Annotated in this window: 25 protein-coding genes; 24 read left to right on the top strand and 1 reads right to left on the bottom strand. The window is 60.7% G+C overall.

Annotation, left to right across the window (positions count from 1 at the left end; translation table 11 throughout):
• Positions 1-99 precede the first annotated feature (99 nt).
• From fliL to HX868_RS22640, 10 genes are all read left to right on the top strand, one after another.
• Positions 100-600, top strand: a complete 501-nt coding sequence (fliL, locus tag HX868_RS22690; RefSeq protein ID WP_033900763.1) for a flagellar basal body-associated protein FliL — start codon at positions 100-102, stop codon at positions 598-600.
• A 9-nt stretch (positions 601-609) separates the two neighbouring features.
• Positions 610-1578 carry a flagellar motor switch protein FliM gene (gene fliM, locus HX868_RS22685; protein ID WP_027603859.1) on the top strand — a complete coding sequence of 323 codons (969 nt, stop codon included), beginning with the start codon at positions 610-612 and terminating at the stop codon, positions 1576-1578.
• A 34-nt stretch (positions 1579-1612) separates the two neighbouring features.
• Positions 1613-2080, top strand: a complete 468-nt coding sequence (gene fliN, locus HX868_RS22680; RefSeq protein WP_033900765.1) for a flagellar motor switch protein FliN — start codon at positions 1613-1615, stop codon at positions 2078-2080.
• A 1-nt stretch (position 2081) separates the two neighbouring features.
• A complete protein-coding gene (gene fliO, locus HX868_RS22675) occupies positions 2082-2525 on the top strand; it encodes a flagellar biosynthetic protein FliO (RefSeq protein WP_033900767.1) in 444 nt (147 codons plus the stop codon).
• Entirely contained in the window at positions 2525-3268 is a 744-nt protein-coding gene (gene fliP, locus HX868_RS22670) for a flagellar type III secretion system pore protein FliP (RefSeq protein ID WP_016976565.1), read from the top strand. The genes fliO and fliP overlap by 1 nt, the downstream gene beginning before the upstream one ends.
• Positions 3269-3272: 4 nt before the next feature.
• A complete protein-coding gene (gene fliQ, locus HX868_RS22665) occupies positions 3273-3542 on the top strand; it encodes a flagellar biosynthesis protein FliQ (RefSeq protein WP_010208761.1) in 270 nt (89 codons plus the stop codon).
• Positions 3543-3546: 4 nt separating this feature from the next.
• On the top strand, positions 3547-4332 hold the full coding sequence (gene fliR, locus HX868_RS22660) for a flagellar biosynthetic protein FliR (RefSeq protein ID WP_177004433.1): 786 nt from the start codon (positions 3547-3549) through the stop codon (positions 4330-4332).
• Between the two features lie 3 nt (positions 4333-4335).
• Positions 4336-5472 (top strand): flagellar biosynthesis protein FlhB, encoded by a 1137-nt coding sequence (flhB, locus tag HX868_RS22655; protein WP_016976563.1) that lies wholly within the window; start codon positions 4336-4338, stop codon positions 5470-5472.
• 435 nt (positions 5473-5907) lie between these two features.
• Positions 5908-6108, top strand: a complete 201-nt coding sequence (locus HX868_RS22645; protein ID WP_177004431.1) for a cold-shock protein — start codon at positions 5908-5910, stop codon at positions 6106-6108.
• Positions 6109-6150: 42 nt separating this feature from the next.
• Complete coding sequence (locus tag HX868_RS22640) at positions 6151-6354, top strand: cold-shock protein (protein WP_177004430.1); 204 nt, start codon at positions 6151-6153, stop codon at positions 6352-6354.
• A gap of 365 nt (positions 6355-6719) precedes the next feature.
• On the opposite strand, the gene HX868_RS22635 is transcribed toward HX868_RS22640, so the two are convergent.
• Entirely contained in the window at positions 6720-6989 is a 270-nt protein-coding gene (locus HX868_RS22635; RefSeq protein ID WP_177004429.1) for a DUF6124 family protein, read from the bottom strand.
• Between the two features lie 476 nt (positions 6990-7465).
• On the opposite strand from HX868_RS22635, the gene flhA reads away from it, so the two are divergent.
• The 14 genes from flhA to HX868_RS22565 all read left to right on the top strand — a co-directional run bounded on the left by flhA (position 7466) and on the right by HX868_RS22565 (position 21680).
• Positions 7466-9580, top strand: a complete 2115-nt coding sequence (gene flhA, locus HX868_RS22630; protein ID WP_218168778.1) for a flagellar biosynthesis protein FlhA — start codon at positions 7466-7468, stop codon at positions 9578-9580.
• Between the two features lie 12 nt (positions 9581-9592).
• Positions 9593-10909 (top strand): flagellar biosynthesis GTPase FlhF, encoded by a 1317-nt coding sequence (flhF, locus tag HX868_RS22625; RefSeq protein WP_177004428.1) that lies wholly within the window; start codon positions 9593-9595, stop codon positions 10907-10909.
• A gap of 105 nt (positions 10910-11014) precedes the next feature.
• On the top strand, positions 11015-11848 hold the full coding sequence (fleN, locus tag HX868_RS22620; protein ID WP_003192912.1) for a flagellar synthesis regulator FleN: 834 nt from the start codon (positions 11015-11017) through the stop codon (positions 11846-11848).
• On the top strand, positions 11845-12585 hold the full coding sequence (gene fliA / locus HX868_RS22615; protein WP_016976604.1) for an RNA polymerase sigma factor FliA: 741 nt from the start codon (positions 11845-11847) through the stop codon (positions 12583-12585). Before fleN ends, fliA begins: the two co-directional genes overlap by 4 nt.
• Positions 12586-12750: 165 nt before the next feature.
• Entirely contained in the window at positions 12751-13125 is a 375-nt protein-coding gene (locus HX868_RS22610) for a chemotaxis response regulator CheY (RefSeq protein WP_015885173.1), read from the top strand.
• Between the two features lie 18 nt (positions 13126-13143).
• Positions 13144-13932 (top strand): protein phosphatase CheZ, encoded by a 789-nt coding sequence (locus tag HX868_RS22605; protein WP_028617314.1) that lies wholly within the window; start codon positions 13144-13146, stop codon positions 13930-13932.
• Between the two features lie 11 nt (positions 13933-13943).
• Complete coding sequence (locus HX868_RS22600) at positions 13944-16145, top strand: chemotaxis protein CheA (protein WP_177004427.1); 2202 nt, start codon at positions 13944-13946, stop codon at positions 16143-16145.
• Positions 16146-16193: 48 nt separating this feature from the next.
• Complete coding sequence (locus HX868_RS22595; protein WP_177004426.1) at positions 16194-17324, top strand: protein-glutamate methylesterase/protein-glutamine glutaminase; 1131 nt, start codon at positions 16194-16196, stop codon at positions 17322-17324.
• Positions 17324-18064, top strand: coding sequence for a flagellar motor protein (locus HX868_RS22590; RefSeq protein ID WP_033900785.1), 741 nt, complete (start codon positions 17324-17326; stop codon positions 18062-18064). The genes HX868_RS22595 and HX868_RS22590 overlap by 1 nt, the downstream gene beginning before the upstream one ends.
• A gap of 142 nt (positions 18065-18206) precedes the next feature.
• Positions 18207-19094, top strand: coding sequence for a flagellar motor protein MotD (motD, locus tag HX868_RS22585; RefSeq protein WP_095017103.1), 888 nt, complete (start codon positions 18207-18209; stop codon positions 19092-19094).
• Between the two features lie 51 nt (positions 19095-19145).
• A complete protein-coding gene (locus tag HX868_RS22580) occupies positions 19146-19934 on the top strand; it encodes a ParA family protein (protein WP_016976611.1) in 789 nt (262 codons plus the stop codon).
• The gene (locus HX868_RS22575) at positions 19934-20725 is read left to right on the top strand and encodes a CheW domain-containing protein (RefSeq protein WP_177004425.1); all 792 of its coding nucleotides are present in this window, start codon (positions 19934-19936) and stop codon (positions 20723-20725) included. The genes HX868_RS22580 and HX868_RS22575 overlap by 1 nt, the downstream gene beginning before the upstream one ends.
• A 79-nt stretch (positions 20726-20804) precedes the next feature.
• Entirely contained in the window at positions 20805-21287 is a 483-nt protein-coding gene (locus HX868_RS22570) for a chemotaxis protein CheW (RefSeq protein ID WP_010564003.1), read from the top strand.
• Entirely contained in the window at positions 21288-21680 is a 393-nt protein-coding gene (locus HX868_RS22565; protein WP_016976613.1) for a DUF2802 domain-containing protein, read from the top strand.
• Positions 21681-21797 lie beyond the last annotated feature (117 nt).

Raw genomic sequence — 21797 nt, 5'->3', positions numbered from 1 at the left:
AGCTCGCTCCTACAGGGATGTGCCAGACAACTCTGGCATAACACTTGCTCTTGCCTTTCCGTAGATCTATGAATCCCCGAATAGTGACGGATTATTGGCATGGCGAAGAGCGACGACGCAGCAAAAGCACCCGCAGGCAAAGGTAAGCTCAAGCTTATCCTATTGATAGTCCTGGGCCTGCTCCTGGCCATCGGCGCCTCGGTCGGCGGCACTTGGTACATCATGCACAGCAGTGCCAGCAAGCCGGCACCCGCCGCCGAAACCGCCAGTAACGTCAAGCAACCGGCAATCTTCGAGCCGATGCTTCCAGCCTTTGTCGCCAACTTCAATCAGAATGGCCGCCAACGCTACCTGCAGGTGAGCATCACCTTGCTGGCGCGTAATGCCTCGGACCTGGACGCCCTCAAGGTGCACATGCCGGTGATCCGTAACAACCTGGTGATGCTGTTCTCCAGCCAGAGCTTCGACACACTTGCCACCCCGGTGGGCCAGGAAATGCTGCGCCAGAAGGTCACGGCCAGCGTGCAGGAAGTGGCCCAGAAGGAACTCGGCAAAGTCGTGGTCGAGCAGGCGCTCTTCACTAACTTCGTATTGCAGTAGGATCACGACATGGCCGTGCAAGACCTGCTGTCCCAGGATGAGATCGATGCGCTGCTGCATGGCGTCGACGATGGTCTGGTACAGACCGAAATGGCTGCCGAGCCCGGCAGCGTCAAAAGTTATGACCTCACCAGCCAGGATCGTATCGTCCGCGGGCGCATGCCGACCCTGGAGATGATCAACGAGCGTTTCGCCCGTTACACCCGTATCAGCATGTTCAACATGCTGCGTCGCTCGGCGGACGTGGCGGTGGGCGGCGTGCAGGTGATGAAGTTTGGTGAATACGTGCACTCGCTGTACGTGCCCACCAGCCTCAACCTGGTCAAGATCAAGCCGCTGCGCGGTACTGCGCTGTTCATCCTGGATGCCAAGCTGGTGTTCAAACTGGTGGACAACTTCTTTGGCGGCGACGGCCGTCACGCCAAGATCGAAGGCCGTGAGTTCACCCCGACTGAATTGCGGGTGGTGCGCATGGTGCTGGAGCAGGCCTTCATCGACTTGAAGGAAGCCTGGCAGGCGATCATGGAAGTCAATTTCGAGTACATCAACTCGGAAGTGAACCCGGCCATGGCCAACATCGTCGGCCCCAGCGAAGCCATTGTGGTGTCTACCTTCCACATCGAACTCGATGGCGGTGGCGGCGACCTGCACGTGACCATGCCGTACTCGATGATCGAGCCGGTGCGCGAGATGCTCGACGCCGGTTTCCAGTCCGACCTGGACGACCAGGACGAACGCTGGGTCAAGGCCTTGCGCGAAGACTTGCTGGATGTCGATGTTCCCCTGAGCGCCACCGTGGCCCGTCGCCAGTTGCGCCTGCGCGATATTTTGCACATGCAGCCGGGGGACATCATCCCCGTCGAATTGCCGGACGAGATGATCATGCGCGCCAACGGCGTGCCGTCATTCAAGGTCAAGCTCGGTTCCCACAAGGGCAACCTGGCTCTTCAAGTGGTCGAACCGATCAATCGTCGCTGATCAACACTAATTTCTGCTCCGCCGAGGACATGTAATGGCTACCGAACACGAAAACACTTCCGCCGAAGACCAGGCCCTGGCTGACGAATGGGCGGCTGCCCTGGAAGAAACCGGCGATGTCGGCCAGGACGACATCGATGCGCTGCTGGCCGCTGATGCCGCCACCGCACCGGCCGGCAATCGCCTGCCGATGGAAGAATTCGGCAGCGTGCCGAAGAACAACGACCCGGTGACCCTCGATGGCCCGAACCTGGATGTGATCCTCGATATCCCGGTGTCGATCTCCATGGAAGTCGGCAGCACCGAAATCAACATCCGCAACCTGCTACAACTCAACCAGGGTTCGGTGATCGAGCTGGATCGTCTGGCCGGCGAGCCGCTGGACGTGCTGGTCAATGGAACCCTGATTGCCCACGGCGAAGTGGTGGTGGTCAACGAGAAGTTCGGCATCCGCCTGACCGACGTGATCAGCCCGAGCGAACGCATCAAGAAGTTGCGCTGAGATGAAGTATTCGATGGCGGGACTGTTTCTGGCGCTGCCATTGAGCGCCCTGGCGGCTGAGCCGGTTGCGCAAGCCACTGCAGCCGCAACGCCGGTGGTGAGCAGCGGCATTGGCGGGCAATTGACCCAGTTGGTGCTGGGCCTGTTGCTGGTGGTGGGTTTGATCTTCGCATTGGCCTGGCTGCTGCGCCGCGTGCAGCGCGTGGGGCCGGGCAATGGCCAGGTGATCGAGATGATCGGTTCCCGCGCCCTCGGCCCGCGTGATCGGCTGGTGCTGGTGCAAGTGGGTGAGGAGCAGATCCTGCTGGGCATCACGCCCGGTCGCATCACCCCGCTGCACGTGCTCAAGACCCCGGTGAGCGTGGATCAGAGCCAGTCTGCCACGCCAGAATTCGCCCAACGCCTGATGGAGTTGCTGGGCAAGGATCAGAAGGATAAGAAGTAATGCGCGTTTTATTGACGCTCATGCTGTTGCTGGCCGCGCCACTGGCGTTTGGCGCCGACCCGTTGTCGATCCCGGCGATCACGTTGGGCACCAACGCGGCCGGCGCGCAGGAGTATTCGGTCAGCCTGCAGATCCTGCTGATCATGACTGCGCTGAGCTTTATCCCGGCGTTTGTCATGCTGATGACCAGCTTCACGCGGATCATCATTGTGTTCTCGATCCTGCGCCAGGCCCTGGGCCTGCAGCAGACGCCGTCGAACCAGATCCTCACCGGCATGGCCTTGTTCCTGACGCTGTTCATCATGGCGCCGGTGTTCGACAAGGTGAACCAGCAAGCGCTGCAACCCTACCTGGCGGAGAAAATGACCGCCCAGGACGCCATCGATAAAGCCCAGGGCCCGATCAAGGACTTCATGCTGTCGCAAACCCGCTCCAGCGACCTTGAGCTGTTTATGCGCCTGTCCAAGCGCACCGACATTGCCACCCCGGATCAGGCGCCGCTGACCATCCTGGTGCCGGCATTTGTCACCTCCGAATTGAAAACCGCGTTCCAGATCGGCTTCATGATCTTCATCCCGTTCCTGATCATCGACCTGGTGGTGGCGAGCGTGCTGATGGCCATGGGTATGATGATGCTGTCGCCGCTGATCATCTCGTTGCCGTTCAAGATCATGTTGTTTGTGCTGGTGGACGGCTGGGCGCTGATTATCGGCACCCTGGCCGGCAGTTTCGGCGGGGTATAGCGCGATGACGCCAGAAGTCGCTGTCGACCTGTTCCGTGAAGCGCTGTGGCTGACCACCGTGATGGTCGCCGTGCTGGTCGTGCCGAGCCTGTTGGTGGGCCTGCTGGTGGCGATGTTCCAGGCCGCGACCCAGATCAACGAACAAACCTTGAGCTTTTTGCCGCGTTTGCTGGTGATGCTGGTCACCCTGATCGTGGCCGGCCCCTGGCTGGTGCAGACCTTCATGGAATACATCCTGCAGTTGTACGGCAGTATTCCGCAGTTGATCGGCTGACCGGATGCAGTCGTTGCTGGCATTGACCGATACCCAGATCAGCACGTGGGTGGCGTCGTTCATCCTGCCGATGTTCCGGGTCACGGCGATGCTGATGGCCATGCCGGTGTTCGGCACCACCCTCGTACCACGCCGCGTGCGCCTGTACTTCGCAGTGGCGATTACCGTGGTGATCGTGCCGGGTTTGCCGCCAATGCCCCCCGTCAATGCCATTGACCTCAGCGCGTTGCTGCTGATTGCCGAACAGATCCTGATCGGCGCGCTGATGGGCTTTTCCCTCACGCTGTTTTTCCAGGCCTTTGTGGTGGCCGGGCAGATCATCTCGATCCAGATGGGCATGGGCTTCGCCTCCATGGTCGACCCTACCAACGGTGTGTCGGCGGCGGTGATCGGGCAATTCCTGACCATGCTGGTGACCTTGCTGTTCCTGGCGATGAACGGCCATCTGGTAGCCTTTGAAGTGCTGACCGAAAGCTTCACCACCTTGCCGGTGGGCTCGGGGCTGGTCGTCAATCATTTCTGGGAGATCGTCGGGCGCCTGGGTTGGGTGTTCGGCGCGTCGCTGTTGCTGGTGTTGCCGGCGATTACCGCGTTGCTGGTGGTCAACATCGCGTTCGGCGTGATGACCCGTGCGGCGCCGCAGTTGAACATCTTTTCGATTGGTTTCCCGTTGACCCTGGTATTGGGCATGGGGATTTTCTGGATCGGCCTGGCCGACATTCTCAATCAGTATCAACCGCTGGCGACCGACGCCTTGCAGTTCTTACGTGATCTGGCGCGGGCGCGCTGAGCCATGGCCGAGAGCGAGAGTGGTCAGGACAAAACAGAAGACCCCACGGAGAAACGTAAAAAGGACTCCCGGGAAAAGGGCGAGATTGCGCGCTCCAAAGAGCTGAACACCGTCGCCACCATGATGGCCGGCGCTGGCGCCTTGCTGATCTACGGCGGCGGCCTGGCGCTGGACTTGATGGAGTTGATGAAACACAACTTCACCTTGCCCCGCGACGTGCTGCTCAACCCTGACGCCATGGGCCAATACCTGCTGCACTCGGGCAAGATCGCGATCCTGGCGGTGCAGCCGATCCTGATCACTTTGCTGCTGGCCGCACTGATCGGCCCGGTCGCCCTCGGTGGCTGGTTGTTCGCCGCCGGCAGCCTGGCACCCAAGTTCAGCCGCATGAACCCCGCCGCCGGGCTCAAGCGCATGTTTTCCACCAAGGCCTTGGTGGAACTGCTCAAGGCCCTGGCCAAATTCATCCTGATCCTGTTTGTAGCGCTGATGGTGTTGTCGTCCGACATCGACGACCTGCTGCGTATCGCCCATGAACCGCTGGAGTCGGCAATCATCCACAGCGTGCAGGTGGTGGGCTGGAGCGCGCTGTGGATGGCGGCCGGGCTGATCATCATTGCCGCGGTGGATGCACCGATCCAGTTGTGGGAAAGCCACAAGAAACTGCTGATGACCAAGCAGGAAGTGCGCGATGAACACAAAGACCAGGAAGGCCGTCCCGAGGTCAAGCAGCGTATTCGCCAGCTCCAACGGGAAATGTCCCAGCGCAAGATGATGGCTGCGGTGCCCGACGCCGACGTGGTCATCACCAACCCGACCCACTACGCCGTGGCCCTCAAGTACGACCCAGAGAAGGGCGGCGCGCCGATGTTGCTGGCCAAGGGCAGCGACTTTACGGCGCTGAAGATCCGCGAAATTGCGGTGGCCAACGACATCCTGTTGTTGGAATCGCCGGAACTGGCGCGGTCGATCTTTTACTCCACCGACCTGGACCAGGAAATCCCCGCCGGGCTCTACCTGGCGGTGGCTCAGGTGTTGGCGTATGTCTATCAGATTCGCCAGTACCGCGCGGGCAAGGGCAAGCGGCCGGATCCGCTCAAAGACCTGCCGATTCCGCCGGATTTGCGCCGCGATTCCTGACGGTCGCGCTCCTGCAATTGAGCGTCTGCCTGTCAACGTTGACAGTAGCCAATACGCCGCCTGCACGGTTTGATAGAGCGATGAGTAGCGCAGCCCTGCGCGCCTCGGGAGGCGGTGATGGATAGGCCTACGGTCAAGTGGTTTGATGCGGTCAAAGGCATCGGCTTTATCGCCCGGGATCGCGATGGCAACGAGGTTGCCGTCCAGTCGACCGGCACTCATTGCAGTAACGTCCCGCCAGCCCCACCCAAACCGCGAAAACCCCGTAAGCGCAAAAAGTCATCGGATACGTGAAGTGAACCGTGGATTGCCACGGTGCCATTCGTCTTGAACCCCCTCTACCTGTCAACTTTGACAGTAGTCAGCGTTAGACGCTTGCGGTTCCATAACCCCAGATACTCCGCGCGAGTAGTCAAGAGGTGCAGGAGGGTGATCATGGAAACGGTGATGGGCACGATCAAATCTTACAGCCGTACTACCGGAGAAGGTTTGATCGAGCCGGACGGTGGGCGAGAGCCGGTACTGGTGGACCCGAGGAGCTCGGCAGGTCTGCGGTTTAGAAAGGGCCAGCGGGTGCTGTTTTCCAGAATCCATGGCCCCAAGGGTATTTATGCGTATCGCATGAAACTCATCTAGCACGCCCCCGCGCAAACTTGAAGTGACGGCAGGAGAACGGTCATGGCGACAGGTACGGTGAAGTGGTTTAACGCGGAGAAACGGTTTGGGTTTATTCAGCCCGAAGATGGCAGTGCGGATATCTTTGTCCACTATTCAGCCATTCAACGTTCTGGTTTCAAAAGTTTGGAAGAGGGGCAAAGAGTCGAGTACGACACGGCTCAAGGCCCAAAAGGCCAGCAGGCCGAGGACGTGCGTAATGCCTGACCCGTTCTCAAGTCGAACAAGGGGCAACGTGTGGGAGCTGGCTTGCCTGCGATAGCGGTGGGTCAGCTAATGCATTTGTTACTGATGCACCGCTATCGCAGCATAGGTATCTACACATTTTGTAGTGAGCGGGCTCGTCCCGCGCTGGGCGGCGAAGCGGCCCCAAACCAGGCGAATTGGGTTTGTCTGAAACTGCGCGGTGTCTTTATTGGGGTGGCTTCGCCGCCCAGCGCGGGACGAGCCCGCTCACTACAGGGAATTGTCAGTCTCTGAAAGTTGTGTAGATACCTATGGCTATCTCAGGCAAGCCAGCTCCCACAGTTGAATCGAGTTACTCCCGATGGGAACGATCAGGCCCGAGCGGGTTAGCCCATTGCAGTCGATTGCTCAACGCCCTCCAGCACCCGCTCGGCCAGTAACTGTGCCACTTCAATCAACTGCGCTACACCCAATGCGCCTTCGCGCCGCGAGCTGTCCAGTTCGAAGGCAAAGTTGCAGGTCAGGGCGTGGGCTGATGCCAGTGTTTCGGTGAGGTTGACCAGCAGGTCTTCGGTGGGGATGCCGTCTTTTACCCGCAACAGCACGACGGGTGCGTCGTTGGAGTCGAGTGGGGGATTTGGGGTGGGTTTGATCATTGTGAGGCTCCTTAAAAGTGGAGCTGCCACTGATCGCCGCGACGCGATGGGGTGACAGCTGTGCGCAGGTTCGCGGACCGGTCAAGGAGCAACCCGGCATACCCGAAGGTATCCCGCGCACAGCCGCCATAGCGCCGCACAGTAGACGCTAAAAAAGCGTCAACTGAAAGCGGGCGATAGTGCTTTTGCTCTTTGAAAATCCAGGCCGCGACGCCCGACCACTGCGTTTGCAGCGGTGTACGGAGACTAGAGAGCGGCTTTCCTAGGGGCAACCGCAAAACCTTGTCAGAAATTTCCTCATCTCTACCCACGAACCCCTGTGGCGAGGGAGCAAGCCGCTCGCCACAGGGGCGACATGATCTGCGGCATGGGGCAAAAGTTGGAAGGCTTCTTGCAATACCGCCTGCAGGACGCCCAATTGCGTCAAAACTTTGCTTCAAAGGACACGAGGAATACCGGTGGTGGATCGCTCTCAAATGCTCGGCAACGCCCGCAGCACCCTGACTGACCTCTCGCGAGGCAATCTGGGTGTGCCGTTGTTGTTGCTGGTGATGCTGGCAATGATGATGTTGCCGATGCCGCCGTTCCTGCTGGACGTGTTCTTTACCTTCAACATTGCCCTGTCCGTTGTGGTGCTGCTGGTCTGCGTCTACGCCTTGCGGCCGTTGGATTTCGCGGTTTTCCCGACCATTCTGCTGGTGGCGACCCTGCTGCGCCTGGCGCTCAACGTGGCGTCGACCCGTGTGGTCATGCTGCACGGCCAGGACGGCCACGCCGCCGCCGGTAAGGTGATCCAGGCCTTCGGTGAGGTAGTGATCGGCGGTAACTACGTGGTCGGTATCGTGGTGTTCGCGATCCTGATGATCATCAACTTCGTGGTGGTGACCAAGGGCGCCGGGCGGATTTCCGAGGTGAGCGCGCGGTTTACCCTCGACGCGATGCCCGGTAAACAGATGGCCATCGACGCCGACCTCAACGCCGGCCTGATCGACCAGAACCAGGCCAAATCCCGTCGCCTGGAAGTGGCCCAGGAAGCCGAGTTCTACGGTTCCATGGACGGTGCCAGCAAGTTCGTGCGCGGTGACGCCATCGCCGGCTTGCTTATCCTGTTCATCAACCTGATCGGCGGCATGGCCGTCGGTATCTTCCAGCATGGCATGACCTTCGGCGATGCGGGCAAGGTGTACGCCTTGCTGACCATCGGTGACGGTTTAGTGGCGCAATTGCCATCACTGTTGTTATCGACAGCAGCGGCCATCATGGTTACCCGTGCTTCGGGCTCCGAAGACATGGGCAAGCAGATCAGCCGGCAGATGTTCGCCTCGCCCAAGGCCCTGGCCGTGGCGGCGGGCATCATGGCGATCATGGGTATCGTGCCGGGCATGCCGCACGTGTCATTCCTGAGCATGGCGGCCCTGGCTGGCGGCGCTGCGTACCTGTTCTGGAAAAAGCAGAACCAGGTCAAAGTCATCGCCCAGCAAGAGATCGCCCGCCAGCAGGAACTGCTGCCATCCCCGGCCCGCGCCCAGGAAACCAAGGAGCTTGGCTGGGATGACGTAACCCCGATCGACATGATCGGCCTGGAAGTCGGCTACCGCCTGATCCCGCTGGTGGACCGCAACCAGGGCGGCCAATTGCTTGCGCGGATCAAGGGCGTGCGTAAAAAACTGTCGCAGGACCTGGGCTTCTTGATGCCCACCGTGCACATCCGCGACAACCTCGACCTGGCGCCGAGTGCTTATCGCCTGACCCTGATGGGCGTGATCCTGGCCGAAGCCGAGATCTACCCGGACCGCGAACTGGCGATCAACCCAGGGCAGGTGTTCGGCAGCCTCAACGGTATCACCGCCAAAGATCCGGCTTTTGGCCTGGACGCGGTGTGGATCGAAATCAGCCAGCGCAGCCAGGCGCAATCCCTCGGTTACACCGTGGTGGACGCCAGCACTGTGGTCGCGACTCACCTCAACCAGATCCTGTACAAACACTCCCACGAGCTGATTGGCCACGAGGAAGTCCAGCAATTGATGGGTTTGCTCGGCAAAGCGTCGCCAAAGCTCGCCGAAGAGCTGGTGCCAGGCATTCTGTCGCTCTCGCAGTTGCTCAAGGTGTTGCAGGCGCTGTTGGCCGAACAGGTGCCGGTACGCGATATCCGCAGCATTGCCGAGGCCATCGCCAACAATGCCGCCAAGAGTCAAGATACTGCCGCCCTGGTGGCTGCGGTGCGCGTCGGATTGTCGCGTGCAATCGTCCAAAGCATTGTAGGGCTTGACTCCGAGCTGCCTGTGATCACCTTGGAACCCAGGTTGGAACAAATATTGCTCAATAGTATTCAGAAGGCAGGACAAGGCCAGGAAGAGGGCGTTCTGCTGGAGCCAAGCATGGCTGAGAAGCTGCAGCGTTCGTTGATTGACGCCGCACAGCGCCAGGAAATGCAGGGCCAACCGGTGATTCTGCTGGTGGCAGGCCCCGTCCGGGCGATGTTGTCGCGGTTTGGGCGTTTGGCAGTACCGAATTTGCACGTTTTGGCTTATCAGGAAATTCCTGACAATAAGCAAGTGACTATCGTCGCGACAGTAGGGCCCAACGGCTGAGGGTAGTGGGTTATGCAAGTTAAGCGTTTTTTCGCCGCCGATATGCGTCAGGCCATGAAACTGGTGCGTGACGAGCTGGGCGCCGACGCCGCGATTATCGGAAACCGTCGTATTGCCGGCGGTGTCGAGCTGACGGCGGCCCTGGATTACACCCCCCAGGCCCTGGCGCCACGCGTGCCGAACATGGAGCTCGAAGACGAGTTGCGCAAAACCGCTTCGCGCATCGTTTCGGCCCAGGCTGAACTGAGCATGCGCGGCGACAGCGATGCCACCACCAATCGCCAGTTGTTCGCCGGCTTGCCGTTGACCGCTGCCGAGCCACTGGTCGAGCCGACGTTCAAAGAACCGCCACGTCCTGCTGCGCCGGCCCCGGCGCCTGCGGTTGACCAGCGTGTGTTCGACTCGATGCGCTTTGAACTCAACGGCCTGCGTGAACTGCTGGAAGTGCAGTTGGGCTCGCTGGCCTGGAACCAGCTGCAAGGCAGCAAGCCGCAACAAGCCAACCTGTGGCGTCGCCTGCAGCGCATCGGCCTGTCTGGCCCGTTGTCCCGCGACCTGCTGGCCCTGACCACTGAAATCGACGAGCCTCGCCAGGCCTGGCGCATGTTGCTGGCCCACCTGGCGCGGATGATCGTTACCCCGGAAATCGAACCCCTGGAAGAGGGCGGTGTGATTGCCATGGTCGGCCCTGCCGGCATGGGCAAGACCACGACTCTGGCCAAGCTGGCCGCCCGCTACGTCCTCAAATACGGCGCGCAGAATATCGCGCTGGTGAGCATGGACAGCTACCGTATTGGTGCCCAGGAGCAGCTCAAGACCCTGGGCCGCATTCTCAATGTGCCGGTGACTCACGTTGACCCAGGCCAGTCCCTGGCCAATGCCCTCGACCCATTGCTGCGCAAACGCGTGGTATTGATCGATACCGCCGGCCTGCAAGCCAGCGACCCGGCATTGCGCATGCAACTGGAAAGCCTGGCCGGGCGTGGCATCAAGTCGAAGAATTACCTGGTGCTTGCAACCACCAGCCAGAAACAGGTTCTTACCGCTGCGTATCACAGCTACAAACGCTGCGGCCTGGCCGGTTGCATCCTCACCAAGCTCGATGAAACCGCGAGCCTGGGCGAGGTGCTGAGCCTGGCCATCAGTCATGAATTGCCGGTCGCCTACCTGACCGACGGGCCGCGGATCCCGGATGATCTGCATCTGCCGCGCCGTCATCAGTTGGTCAGCCGTGCAGTCAGCGTGCAAATGCAAGAAGAGCCTAGCGAGGAAGCGATGGCCGATATGTTCGCCGACCTTTACCACAACCCGGCAAAACGGGTCGGTTGAGGCAGGATGAACACCGTGAAATGTATCTACATCGATGGTCTGCAAGCGATTCACGCGGCCAAGCCATGTAGCCTGCGTCTAAGCAAGACAAGGTAAAGAAATAAAATGGGCAGCATGCATCCCGTACAGGTGATCGCGGTGACCGGCGGCAAAGGTGGCGTCGGGAAAACTAACGTGTCAGTGAATTTGTCCCTGGCCCTGGCAGAGCTTGGCCGTCGTGTCATGCTGCTGGATGCTGACCTGGGGCTGGCGAACGTCGACGTTCTGCTGGGGCTGACGCCCAAACATACCCTGGCCGATGTGATCGAAGGCCGCTGTGAGCTGCGCGATGTGCTGCTGCAGGGCCCCGGTGGCATCCGTATCGTGCCGGCCGCCTCCGGCACCCAGAGCATGGTGCACCTGAGCCCGGCGCAGCATGCCGGCCTGATCCAGGCTTTCAGTGATATCGGCGACAACCTCGACGTGCTGGTGATCGACACCGCCGCCGGGATCGGCGAGTCCGTGGTCAGCTTCGTGCGCGCCGCGCAGGAAGTGTTGCTGGTGGTCTGCGATGAACCCACCTCGATCACCGACGCCTACGCCCTGATCAAACTGCTTAACCGTGACTACGGCATGAACCGCTTCCGCGTCCTGGCCAACATGGCCCAGAGCCCGCAGGAAGGGCGCAACCTGTTCGCCAAGTTGACCAAGGTCACGGATCGCTTCCTCGATGTCGCTTTACAATACGTCGGCGCAGTTCCCTACGACGAGTGTGTGCGCAAGGCTGTGCAAAAGCAGCGTGCAGTCTACGAAGCGTTCCCTCGTTCCAAATGCGCATTGGCGTTCAAGGCTATTGCCCAGAAGGTCGATACCTGGCCGTTGCCTGCCAACCCGCGGGGGCATCTGGAGTTTTTCGTCGAGCGATTGGTGCATCAGACGAGTGCAGGACCCGTGCTATGACAGCAACCGGCTACAACGCGTACAAGAAGTCTGCCCGTGACAGTCAGGGCGAGTTGATCGAGCGCTACGCGCCCTTGGTCAAGCGCATTGCCTATCACTTGCTGGCACGCCTGCCCGCCAGCGTCCAGGTCGAAGACCTGATCCAGGCGGGCATGATCGGCCTGCTTGAAGTGTCGACCAAATACGACGCGAGCAAGGGTGCGAGTTTCGAGACGTACGCGGGTATCCGTATCCGTGGCGCGATGCTTGATGAGGTACGTAAAGGTGACTGGGCGCCGCGTTCGGTGCATCGCAATACGCGCATGGTCAGTGACGCAATTCGCGCAATTGAAGCAAAAACCGGTCGCGACGCTAAAGATCACGAAGTTGCGGCCGAACTCCAATTGAGTCTCGACGATTACTACGGGATTTTGAACGATACCTTGGGCAGCCGCCTGTTCAGTTTCGACGACCTGTTGCAGGACGGCGAACACGAAGGGCTGCACGAGGACGGCGCGAGCGCTCATATGGAGCCATCGCGTGACCTGGAAGATGAGCGTTTCCAGGGGGCGTTGGCGGATGCGATTGCCAATTTGCCGGAGCGTGAGCGACTGGTGTTGGCGCTGTACTACGACGAAGAGCTGAACCTCAAGGAAATCGGTGAGGTCCTGGGGGTCAGCGAGTCGCGGGTCAGCCAGTTGCACAGCCAGTGCGCAGCCCGCTTGCGGGGGCGTTTGGGAGAGTGGCGAGCGCGCTGACAGGCAGTGTGGGGACACTGCAGACGATACCGCGAGGGCCTGGCCTTTGCGGGTTCGACCCGTGGTGCCCCGGCAGTCCTTTTTGTGTAATGCCTGTTGATTGAAATGGCGCGTCCAGGTGCTGGGCGCGTTTAAGACTGCTTGGAGGTCGAATTGGACAAGAACATGAAAATCCTCATCGTTGATGACTTCTCAACGATGCGGCGGATCATAAAAAACCTGTTGCGTGACCTTGGGTTCACTAACACGGTCGAGGCGGATGACGGCATTACGGCGATTCCGATCCTCAACAGCGGCAGCATCGACTTTCTGGTAACGGACTGGAACATGCCGGGCATGACCGGTATCGACTTGCTGCGCCACGTGCGCGCTGACGAAAAGCTGCGCAGCCTGCCTGTGCTGATGGTAACCGCCGAAGCCAAGCGTGAGCAGATCATCGAAGCCGCCCAAGCCGGGGTAAACGGTTACGTGGTCAAGCCATTCACTGCACTGGCCTTGAAAGAGAAGATCGAGAAAATCTTCGAACGCATCCACGGCTAATGCCATCGCGGGGGAGCTATGGAGCATAAAGAAACGTCACAGGGAGACTTCGAGTCGACCCTGAAAAAGCATGCTCACCAGTTGGTCGACAGCCTTGAAAAAGGCCAGTTCGGCGACGCGGTGCAGTTAATCCATGAGCTCAACCAGACCCGTGACCGCGGCCTGTACCAGGAAGTGGGCAAGCTCACACGCGAGCTGCACAGTGCGATCGTCAATTTCCAGATTGACCCGCATATGCCCCAGGCCGAGGAAATCTCGCAGATCACCGATGCCACCGAACGCCTGTCCTATGTGGTCAGGCTGACTGAGGCGGCGGCCAACCGCACCATGGACCTGGTGGAAAACGCCACGCCCCTGGTCAACGGCATGGCCAACGAGGCCCAGGCCCTGAGCAACGACTGGGGCCGTTTCATGCGCCGCGAAGTGGGCGCAGAAGAGTTTCGTGAATTGGCGCGTCGGGTCGAAGGGTTCTTGTCACGCAGCGAGCAGGAAAACCGCACGGTTTCCAGCAACCTCAACGACATTCTGCTCGCCCAGGATTACCAGGACCTCACCGGTCAGGTGATCAAGCGTGTGACCCAGTTGGTCACCGAAGTGGAAAGCAACTTGCTCAAATTGGTGCTTATGGCAGGCCAGGTTGACCGTTTTGCCGGTATTGAACATGACCGCGAAGCGATCCTCTCGGAAAAAGATCCAAAAAAACATCTCGCCAAGGGTGAAGGTCCGCAGATTCATGCCGATAAACGTGAAGACGTTGTATCGGGTCAAGATGATGTTGATGACCTGTTATCCAGTTTAGGCTTCTAAGGAGCACCCACATGAGCTTCGGCGCCGATGAAGAAATCCTTCAGGATTTCCTTGTAGAGGCCGGCGAAATTTTAGAGCAGTTGTCCGAGCAACTGGTCGAGCTGGAAAGCCGACCGGATGATGCGAACCTGCTCAATGCAATTTTTCGCGGTTTTCACACTGTAAAAGGGGGCGCCGGCTTCCTCCAGCTCCATGAGCTGGTGGAGTGCTGCCACATCGCCGAGAACGTGTTCGACATCCTGCGCAAGGGTGAGCGTCACGTTGATTCGGAATTGATGGACGTGATTCTCGAAGCACTGGATGCGGTCAACGGCATGTTCAGCGAGGTGCGCGACCGTGCACCGATCACTGCTGCCACCCCGGAACTGCTGGCCGCCCTGGCGCGCCTGGCGGAACCCGCCGACACCTCGGCAGCGCCTGTGGTCGAGGCGGCGCCCGAGCCTGTGGCCGAAGCCGAACCGGATGTGACCGACAGCGAGTTCGAACAGTTGCTCAACTCCCTCAGTGCCGTGAAGGCTGAGGCTGAGGCACCCAAGGCGCCCGTCGCTGCGCCAACCAGCGAAGACATCACCGACGCTGAGTTCGAGTCCCTGCTCGACCAATTGCATGGCAAAGGCCAGTTTGCAGCGGACGCCGTGGCACCTGCCGCTGCGCCCGAAGCGCCTGCGGCTAATGCCAGCACCGACATTACCGACGACGAATTCGAAGCGTTGCTCGACCAACTGCATGGCAAGGGCACCTTCGTGGCCGACGCCTTGCCGGAAGTCGCCGCCACGGCTGCGGCGCCTGCCGCAGCCAGTGCAGCACCGGCCGGCGACGGCCTGATCTCCGATCACGAGTTTGAATCGCTGCTGGACGAGTTGCACGGCAAGGGCAAATTCAGCGAAGTGGCCCCGGCCGCTGCTGCTGTTGCCACGGCTGCACCGGTTGCTGCCAAGGCCGCGGCGCCGGCTCCGGCCGCCAAGCCTGCACCTGCACCTGCAGCGGCTCCTGCTCCAGCGCGTGCCGCCGCAGCACCGGTTGCCGAGAAGCCTGCCAGTGAAGCCGAAACCACCGTACGGGTGGATACCGCGCGCCTGGACGACATCATGAACATGGTCGGCGAACTGGTACTGGTACGTAACCGCCTGGTGCGCCTGGGCCTGAGCAGTGGCGATGAAGCCATGCAAAAGGCCGTGTCGAACCTCGACGTGGTCACCGCCGACCTGCAAACCGCCGTGATGAAAACGCGGATGCAGCCGATCAAGAAAGTCTTCGGCCGCTTCCCGCGCCTGGTTCGCGACCTCGCGCGCCAGTTGAAGAAAGAGATCAACCTGGAACTGGTGGGTGAAGAAACCGACCTCGACAAGAACCTGGTCGAGGCCCTGGCCGACCCGCTGGTCCACTTGGTGCGCAACGCCGTCGACCACGGCGTGGAAACCCCGGAAGAACGCGAAGCCTCGGGCAAGTCCCGCAACGGCAAAGTGATCCTGGCGGCGGAGCAAGAAGGCGACCATATCCTGCTGTCGATCACTGACGACGGCAAAGGCATGGACCCGACCATCCTGCGTAACATCGCGGTCAAGCGTGGCGTGATGGACAAGGACGCCGCCGACCGCCTGACCGACACCGAGTGCTACAACCTGATCTTTGCTCCGGGCTTCTCGACCAAGACCGAGATTTCCGACGTGTCCGGCCGTGGCGTCGGCATGGACGTGGTGAAGACCAAGATCAGCCAGCTCAATGGCTCGATCAACATCTACTCGACCAAAGGCCAGGGCTCGAAGATCGTGATCAAGGTGCCGTTGACCTTGGCGATCATGCCGACCCTGATGGTGATGCTGGGCAACCAGGCGTTCGCCTTCCCGCTGGTCAACGTCAACGAGATCTTCCACCTCGACCTGTCGCGCACCAACGTGGTGGACGGCCAGGAAGTGGTGATCGTGCGCGACAAGGCGTTGCCCCTGTTCTACCTCAAGCGCTGGCTGGTGGCATCGGCCAAGCATGAAGAGCAGCGCGAAGGCCATGTGGTGATTCTCTCCGTGGGCACCCAGCGCATCGGCTTTGTCGTCGATCAACTGGTGGGCCAGGAAGAAGTGGTCATCAAGCCTTTGGGCAAAATGCTGCAGGGAACCCCGGGCATGTCGGGTGCGACCATCACCGGTGACGGTCGGATCGCGCTGATTCTCGATGTTCCGAGCATGCTCAAGCGTTACGCCGCTCGGCGTATTTGATTCTGGTGGGGCAGGGCGGTAGTGCCCGCCCCGCCTAACGGAGTGTTTATGGCAGTCAAGGTCCTGGTGGTGGACGATTCGGGTTTCTTCCGCCGCCGCGTCTCGGAAATTCTTTCCGCCGATCCAACGATCCAGGTGGTCGGCACGGCCACCAACGGCAAAGAGGCGATTGATCAAGCCATTGCGTTGAAACCGGACGTGATCACCATGGACTACGAGATGCCGATGATGGACGGCATCACCGCAGTCCGGCACATCATGCAACGCTGCCCGACCCCGGTATTGATGTTCTCCTCGCTGACCCACGAAGGCGCCCGGGTCACCCTGGATGCGCTGGACGCAGGCGCGGTGGATTTCCTGCCGAAGAATTTCGAAGACATCTCGCGCAACCCCGAGAAGGTCAAGCAGATGCTGTGCGAGAAGGTGCACAGTATTTCGCGCAGTAACCGTCGTAGTTTGTTCAGCGCGCCCGCGCCGACGCCTGCACCGGTTGCGGCACCGGCTGCGCCGACGTCATCGTTTGCTCGCCCAGCGCCAGCACCGATTGCACGGCCTGCCGTGGCGCCGGTTCGCGCCGCTGCGCCTGCCACTGCCCATTCGCCTGCGCCGAAACGCAAAGCCTACAAGCTGGTGGCTATCGGCACGTCCACGGGCGGCCCAGTGGCCCTGCAACGCGTGTTGACCCAACTGCCGGCCAACTTCCCGGCACCGATCGTGTTGATCCAGCACATGCCTGCCGCCTTCACCAAGGCGTTCGCCGAGCGCCTGGACAAGCTGTGCCGCATCAGCGTCAAGGAAGCCGAGGATGGCGACATCCTGCGTCCTGGCCTGGCGCTGCTGGCGCCGGGTGGCAAGCAAATGATGGTGGACGGGCGTGGCGCGATCAAAATCCTGCCGGGCGACGAGCGCCTGAACTACAAGCCGTGCGTGGATATCACCTTCGGTTCGGCAGCCAAGTCCTACGGCGACAAAGTTCTGGCGGTGGTCCTCACCGGCATGGGCGCCGACGGCCGTGAGGGCGCGCGCCTGCTCAAGCAGGGCGGCAGCGCCATCTGGGCCCAGGACGAGGCCAGCTGCGTGATCTATGGCATGCCCATGGCCATCGTCAAGGCCGACCTGGCTGACGCCGTCTACAGCCTGGACGACATTGGCAAGCATCTGGTGGAGGCCTGCCTCTGATGGATGTCTTGAGCCTGATCGGTATCATCATGGCGTTTGTCGCGATCATTGGCGGCAACTACCTGGAAGGTGGTCACCTCGGCGCCCTGGCCAACGGCCCGGCGGCGCTGATCGTGATCGGCGGCACCGTGGGCGCGGCGTTGCTACAGTCGCCCATGAGCTCCTTCAAGCGCGCCATGCAGATCCTTATCTGGATCATTTTCCCGCCGCGTGTCGACTTGCCGGGTGGCATCGACCGCGTGGTCAACTGGAGCCTCACCGCCCGCAAGGAAGGCCTGCTGGGCCTGGAAGGCGTGGCCGATGCCGAGCCCGACAGCTACGCGCGAAAAGGCCTGCAATTGCTGGTCGATGGCGCCGAACCGGAAGCGATCCGCAGCATCCTGGAAGTGGATTTTTACACCCAGGAAAGCCGTGACATCAACGCCGCCAAAGTCTACGAAAGCATGGGCGGCTACGCGCCGACCATCGGCATCATCGGTGCGGTGATGGGCTTGATCCACGTGATGGGCAACCTGGCCGACCCTTCGCAGTTGGGCAGCGGCATTGCCGTGGCGTTTGTCGCCACCATCTATGGCGTGGCCAGTGCCAACCTGGTGTTGTTACCGGTGGCGAGCAAGCTCAAGTCGATTGCCATGCGCCAGTCGCGTTACCGCGAAATGTTGTTGGAAGGTATTTTGTCGATTGCCGAGGGCGAGAACCCGCGCTCCATCGAATTGAAGCTCCAGGGCTTCATGGATTGATGAACATGCACCTTGTAGGAGCCGGCTTGCCGGCGAAAATCGCCAACGATAACGCGGGTTGCCTGATGCCCCGCGGCGCTCTCGGGTTTTTCGCCGGCAAGCCGGCTCCTACAGGTGATTTGTGTTGCTGGGGGTACTGCGTGTGAGCCGTCGCCGTCGTGAGCCTGAAGAACACGTCAACCACGAGCGGTGGCTGGTGTCCTACGCGGACTTCATCACTTTGCTGTTCGCATTTTTCGTGGTGATGTACTCGATCTCGTCGATCAACGAAGGCAAGTACAAGGTCATTTCCCAGGCACTGATCGGCGTGTTCAACGACGCCGACCGCTCGCTCAAGCCGATCCCGATCGGTGAAGAGCGGCCCAAGACCGTGACCCCGGCCAAGCCGCTGGTCAACGACAGCGATGAAACCGCTGCCGGCGTGGGTGGCACCAGCGATCCACTGAAAAGCATCGCCGATGACATCAGCGCAGCGTTTGGCGACCTGATCAGCTCCAACCAGATGACCGTGCGCGGCAACGAGTTGTGGGTGGAGATCGAACTTAATTCCAGCCTGTTGTTTGCCAGCGCCGACGCGTTGCCGAGCGACCAGGCGTTTACCATCATCGACAAGGTGGCGGCGATCCTCAAACCGTTTGAAAACCCGATCCATGTCGAAGGCTTCACCGACAATTTCCCGATCAGCACCGCGCAGTACCCGACCAACTGGGAGCTGTCCTCGGCCCGTGCCTCAAGCATCGTGCGCATGCTGGCGATGCAGGGCGTGAACCCTGGGCGCCTGGCGTCGGTGGGGTATGGTGAGTTCCAGCCGGTGGCCAATAACGCTACGGTAGAGGGCCGCGCGAAGAACCGCCGAGTGGTGTTGGTGGTGTCGCGCAACCTGGATGTGCGGCGTAGCCTGACCGGCACCGGTACCGCCAATGCAACACCGGATGCCGCCTTGAAGCGGGCTGGCACACAAACTGCACCGCCCCCTGTAAAACCGCCGGTTCGTCAGAGCGCCGTCAATTCTCCGTCGCCGGCTCAATAACCTTATGCAATGTCTCGGTCGCGCCTGTGCCTGCCGGGAGGAACCAACCGAATGAGAGTCTGGGCAGTTGCCAATCAAAAAGGTGGGGTCGGCAAGACCACCACGTCCATCGCCTTAGCCGGCTTGCTGGCCGAGGCGGGCAAGCGCGTGGTCGTGGTGGACCTGGACCCTCACGGCTCCATGACCAGCTATTTCGGCTACGACCCGGACGCGCTGGAACACAGCAACTACGACCTGTTCCTGCACAAGGGCAGCGTACCGGCTGATCTGCCGGGGCAACTGCTGCTGCCCACCAGCAACGAAAGCATTTCCCTGCTGCCGTCCAGCACCGCACTGGCCACCCTTGAGCGCCAGTCACCGGGGCAGAGCGGGTTGGGCCTGGTGATCGCCAAGACCCTGGCGCAACTGTGGCAGGACTTCGACTACGCCATCATCGACAGCCCGCCGTTGCTGGGCGTGCTGATGGTCAACGCGTTGGCGGCCAGCCAACAGCTTGTGATTCCGGTGCAGACAGAACACTTGGCCGTCAAAGGCCTGGAGCGCATGGTCAGCACCCTGGCGATGATCAACCGTTCGCGCAAACAAGCGCTGCCGTTCAGCATCGTGCCGACCTTGTTCGACCGCCGCACCCAGGCGTCCCTCGGTACCCTGCGCGTGTTGCGTGATGCCTACCCGGACACCATCTGGAACGGCTACATCCCGGTGGACACGCGCCTGCGTGACGCCAGCCGCGCAGGCCTCGCGCCGTCGCAGTTCGACCCGAAAAGCCGTGGTGTGCTCGCCTACCGCGCGTTGCTCAAGCACCTGTTGTCGCAACAGCTTGTGGCGCAGGTGGCGTGATGAACCGTCCTGTCGAACTCAAGACCCGGCCGCAACTGGCACTTGAATCCTATCTGGATGCCCTGCTGCAGGATGCGACCGCCGAAGAATTGCCGGAACCGATCCTGGTGTTGGAGCCGGCTGTCGAACGCGAAGCCGCGCTGGATGAATTCCAGTTGGCCGTGCTGGAAGAACAAGCCCGTGATGCGCAGGTCGTAGTGCCGATCACACCGATAGTGGTGGCGCCTGTGGTGGTTGCGCCCGTCGTTGTCGAGCCAGTGGTGGAAGTGCACCTGCCGCCGAGTATTACGCCGCCGCCAGTCACCGGTGACGGTCGCCCGAGCTGGGCCGCCGAACCGTTTGAATGCCTGCTGTTCGACGTCGCCGGGTTGACCCTGGCGGTGCCGCTGGTGTGTCTGGGCTCGATTTATTCCCTGGAAGGCCAGGAGTTGACGCCGCTGTTCGGGCAACCGGAGTGGTTCCTCGGCATCCTGCCCAGCCAGGCCGGCAACCTCAAAGTCCTGGATACCGCGCGCTGGGTCATGCCCGACCGCTACCGCGACGATTTCCGTCAGGGCCTGCAATACGTGATCTCGGTGCAGGGCTACGAGTGGGGGCTGGCGGTGCATCAAGTCAGCCGCTCGTTGCGCCTGGACCCGAACGAAATCAAATGGCGCAGCCACCGCGGCCAACGGCCTTGGCTGGCGGGCACCGTGATCGAACACATGTGCGCGTTGCTCGACGTCGCCGAACTGGCCGAGTTGATCGCCAGTGGCGCGGTCAAGGCGATGCCGGTCACCAAACGCAGTTGATTGAACAATAAGGGCCGTATGTGAATGCGGTCAGCGAAGCACACACGCCGTGTAAACGGCATTTGAAGGGGTCAGGGGTATGAATAAGTCAGCGTCCGCACAAGGTTTGGATGATCCGATCCTGCAATGGGTGACCTTCAAACTGGACAACGAGTCCTATGGCATTAACGTGATGCGCGTGCAGGAAGTGCTGCGCTACACCGAAATCGCACCGGTGCCGGGTGCGCCAAGCTACGTGCTGGGCATCATCAACCTGCGCGGCAACGTGGTGACGGTGATCGACACCCGCCAGCGTTTCGGCCTGGTGCCGACTGAAGTCAATGACAACACGCGTATCGTCATCATCGAGGCCGACAAGCAAGTGGTCGGGATCATGGTCGACAGCGTGGCCGAAGTGGTCTACCTGCGCCAATCGGAAGTGGAAACCGCGCCGAACGTGGGTAACGAAGAGTCCGCCAAGTTCATCCAGGGCGTGTGCAACAAGAACGGCGAGCTGCTGATTCTGGTTGAGCTGGACAAGATGATGAGCGAAGAAGAATGGTCGGAACTGGAGAGCATCTGATTGTTCCTTGAGGCCGCGGTGATTGTCCTGGCTCTGTTGTGGGCTGGGACTTTGGCATTTCTGTTGCGCTTTGTGCGTCAGCAGCGTGAACTGTTGTTGCAGCAGGCTGAGCGTGATGCTCTGCGTGATCGGCGGGTGCTGGAGTTGGTGAAGCGGGTTGATCACTTTCAGCAGAGTGCGGTGAAGGTCGGGGATGAGGTGCATGAATTGCGCGCAATTGTCGGGCCGTTGCCTGACAAACTGGCGCAGATTGAGCAGCGGGATCCTTCGAGTCTTTCGTTTGCCCAAGCCGCCAAGTTGGTGGGGATGGGGGCTACGGTGGATGAGTTGACGCAGTCTTGTGGGTTGACTCAGGCTGAGGCGCAACTGATGAGTAAGTTGCATAAGAGTTGATTGAGTACATATCCGTTGCTGCGGTAACGGCCACTTAGGGTTCCGCCCTTACGGCGGCTCACTTTTGGAAAGGCCCAAAAGTAAGCAAAAGGCCTTCGCCCCAACACTCGGCACCTC

The organism is Pseudomonas reactans, from assembly GCF_013385825.1.
Classification (GTDB): Bacteria; Pseudomonadota; Gammaproteobacteria; order Pseudomonadales; family Pseudomonadaceae; genus Aquipseudomonas; species Aquipseudomonas reactans.
Note: the sequence above shows the minus strand (reverse complement) of the source record. Positions and strands in the feature narration are given on the sequence as shown.

Bases quoted from the DNA above. Each gene is read 5' to 3' on its own strand.
- fliL (WP_033900763.1), top strand. From the start codon at position 100: ATGGCGAAGAGCGACGACGCAGCAAAAGCACCCGCAGGCAAAGGTAAG.
- fliM (WP_027603859.1), top strand. From the start codon at position 610: ATGGCCGTGCAAGACCTGCTGTCCCAGGATGAGATCGATGCGCTGCTG.
- fliN (WP_033900765.1), top strand. From the start codon at position 1,613: ATGGCTACCGAACACGAAAACACTTCCGCCGAAGACCAGGCCCTGGCT.
- fliO (WP_033900767.1), top strand. From the start codon at position 2,082: ATGAAGTATTCGATGGCGGGACTGTTTCTGGCGCTGCCATTGAGCGCC.
- fliP (WP_016976565.1), top strand. From the start codon at position 2,525: ATGCGCGTTTTATTGACGCTCATGCTGTTGCTGGCCGCGCCACTGGCG.
- fliQ (WP_010208761.1), top strand. From the start codon at position 3,273: ATGACGCCAGAAGTCGCTGTCGACCTGTTCCGTGAAGCGCTGTGGCTG.
- fliR (WP_177004433.1), top strand. From the start codon at position 3,547: ATGCAGTCGTTGCTGGCATTGACCGATACCCAGATCAGCACGTGGGTG.
- flhB (WP_016976563.1), top strand. From the start codon at position 4,336: ATGGCCGAGAGCGAGAGTGGTCAGGACAAAACAGAAGACCCCACGGAG.
- HX868_RS22645 (WP_177004431.1), top strand. From the start codon at position 5,908: ATGGAAACGGTGATGGGCACGATCAAATCTTACAGCCGTACTACCGGA.
- HX868_RS22640 (WP_177004430.1), top strand. From the start codon at position 6,151: ATGGCGACAGGTACGGTGAAGTGGTTTAACGCGGAGAAACGGTTTGGG.
- HX868_RS22635 (WP_177004429.1), bottom strand. From the start codon at position 6,989: ATGATCAAACCCACCCCAAATCCCCCACTCGACTCCAACGACGCACCC.
- flhA (WP_218168778.1), top strand. From the start codon at position 7,466: ATGCTCGGCAACGCCCGCAGCACCCTGACTGACCTCTCGCGAGGCAAT.
- flhF (WP_177004428.1), top strand. From the start codon at position 9,593: ATGCAAGTTAAGCGTTTTTTCGCCGCCGATATGCGTCAGGCCATGAAA.
- fleN (WP_003192912.1), top strand. From the start codon at position 11,015: ATGGGCAGCATGCATCCCGTACAGGTGATCGCGGTGACCGGCGGCAAA.
- fliA (WP_016976604.1), top strand. From the start codon at position 11,845: ATGACAGCAACCGGCTACAACGCGTACAAGAAGTCTGCCCGTGACAGT.
- HX868_RS22610 (WP_015885173.1), top strand. From the start codon at position 12,751: ATGAAAATCCTCATCGTTGATGACTTCTCAACGATGCGGCGGATCATA.
- HX868_RS22605 (WP_028617314.1), top strand. From the start codon at position 13,144: ATGGAGCATAAAGAAACGTCACAGGGAGACTTCGAGTCGACCCTGAAA.
- HX868_RS22600 (WP_177004427.1), top strand. From the start codon at position 13,944: ATGAGCTTCGGCGCCGATGAAGAAATCCTTCAGGATTTCCTTGTAGAG.
- HX868_RS22595 (WP_177004426.1), top strand. From the start codon at position 16,194: ATGGCAGTCAAGGTCCTGGTGGTGGACGATTCGGGTTTCTTCCGCCGC.
- HX868_RS22590 (WP_033900785.1), top strand. From the start codon at position 17,324: ATGGATGTCTTGAGCCTGATCGGTATCATCATGGCGTTTGTCGCGATC.
- HX868_RS22580 (WP_016976611.1), top strand. From the start codon at position 19,146: ATGAGAGTCTGGGCAGTTGCCAATCAAAAAGGTGGGGTCGGCAAGACC.
- HX868_RS22575 (WP_177004425.1), top strand. From the start codon at position 19,934: ATGAACCGTCCTGTCGAACTCAAGACCCGGCCGCAACTGGCACTTGAA.
- HX868_RS22570 (WP_010564003.1), top strand. From the start codon at position 20,805: ATGAATAAGTCAGCGTCCGCACAAGGTTTGGATGATCCGATCCTGCAA.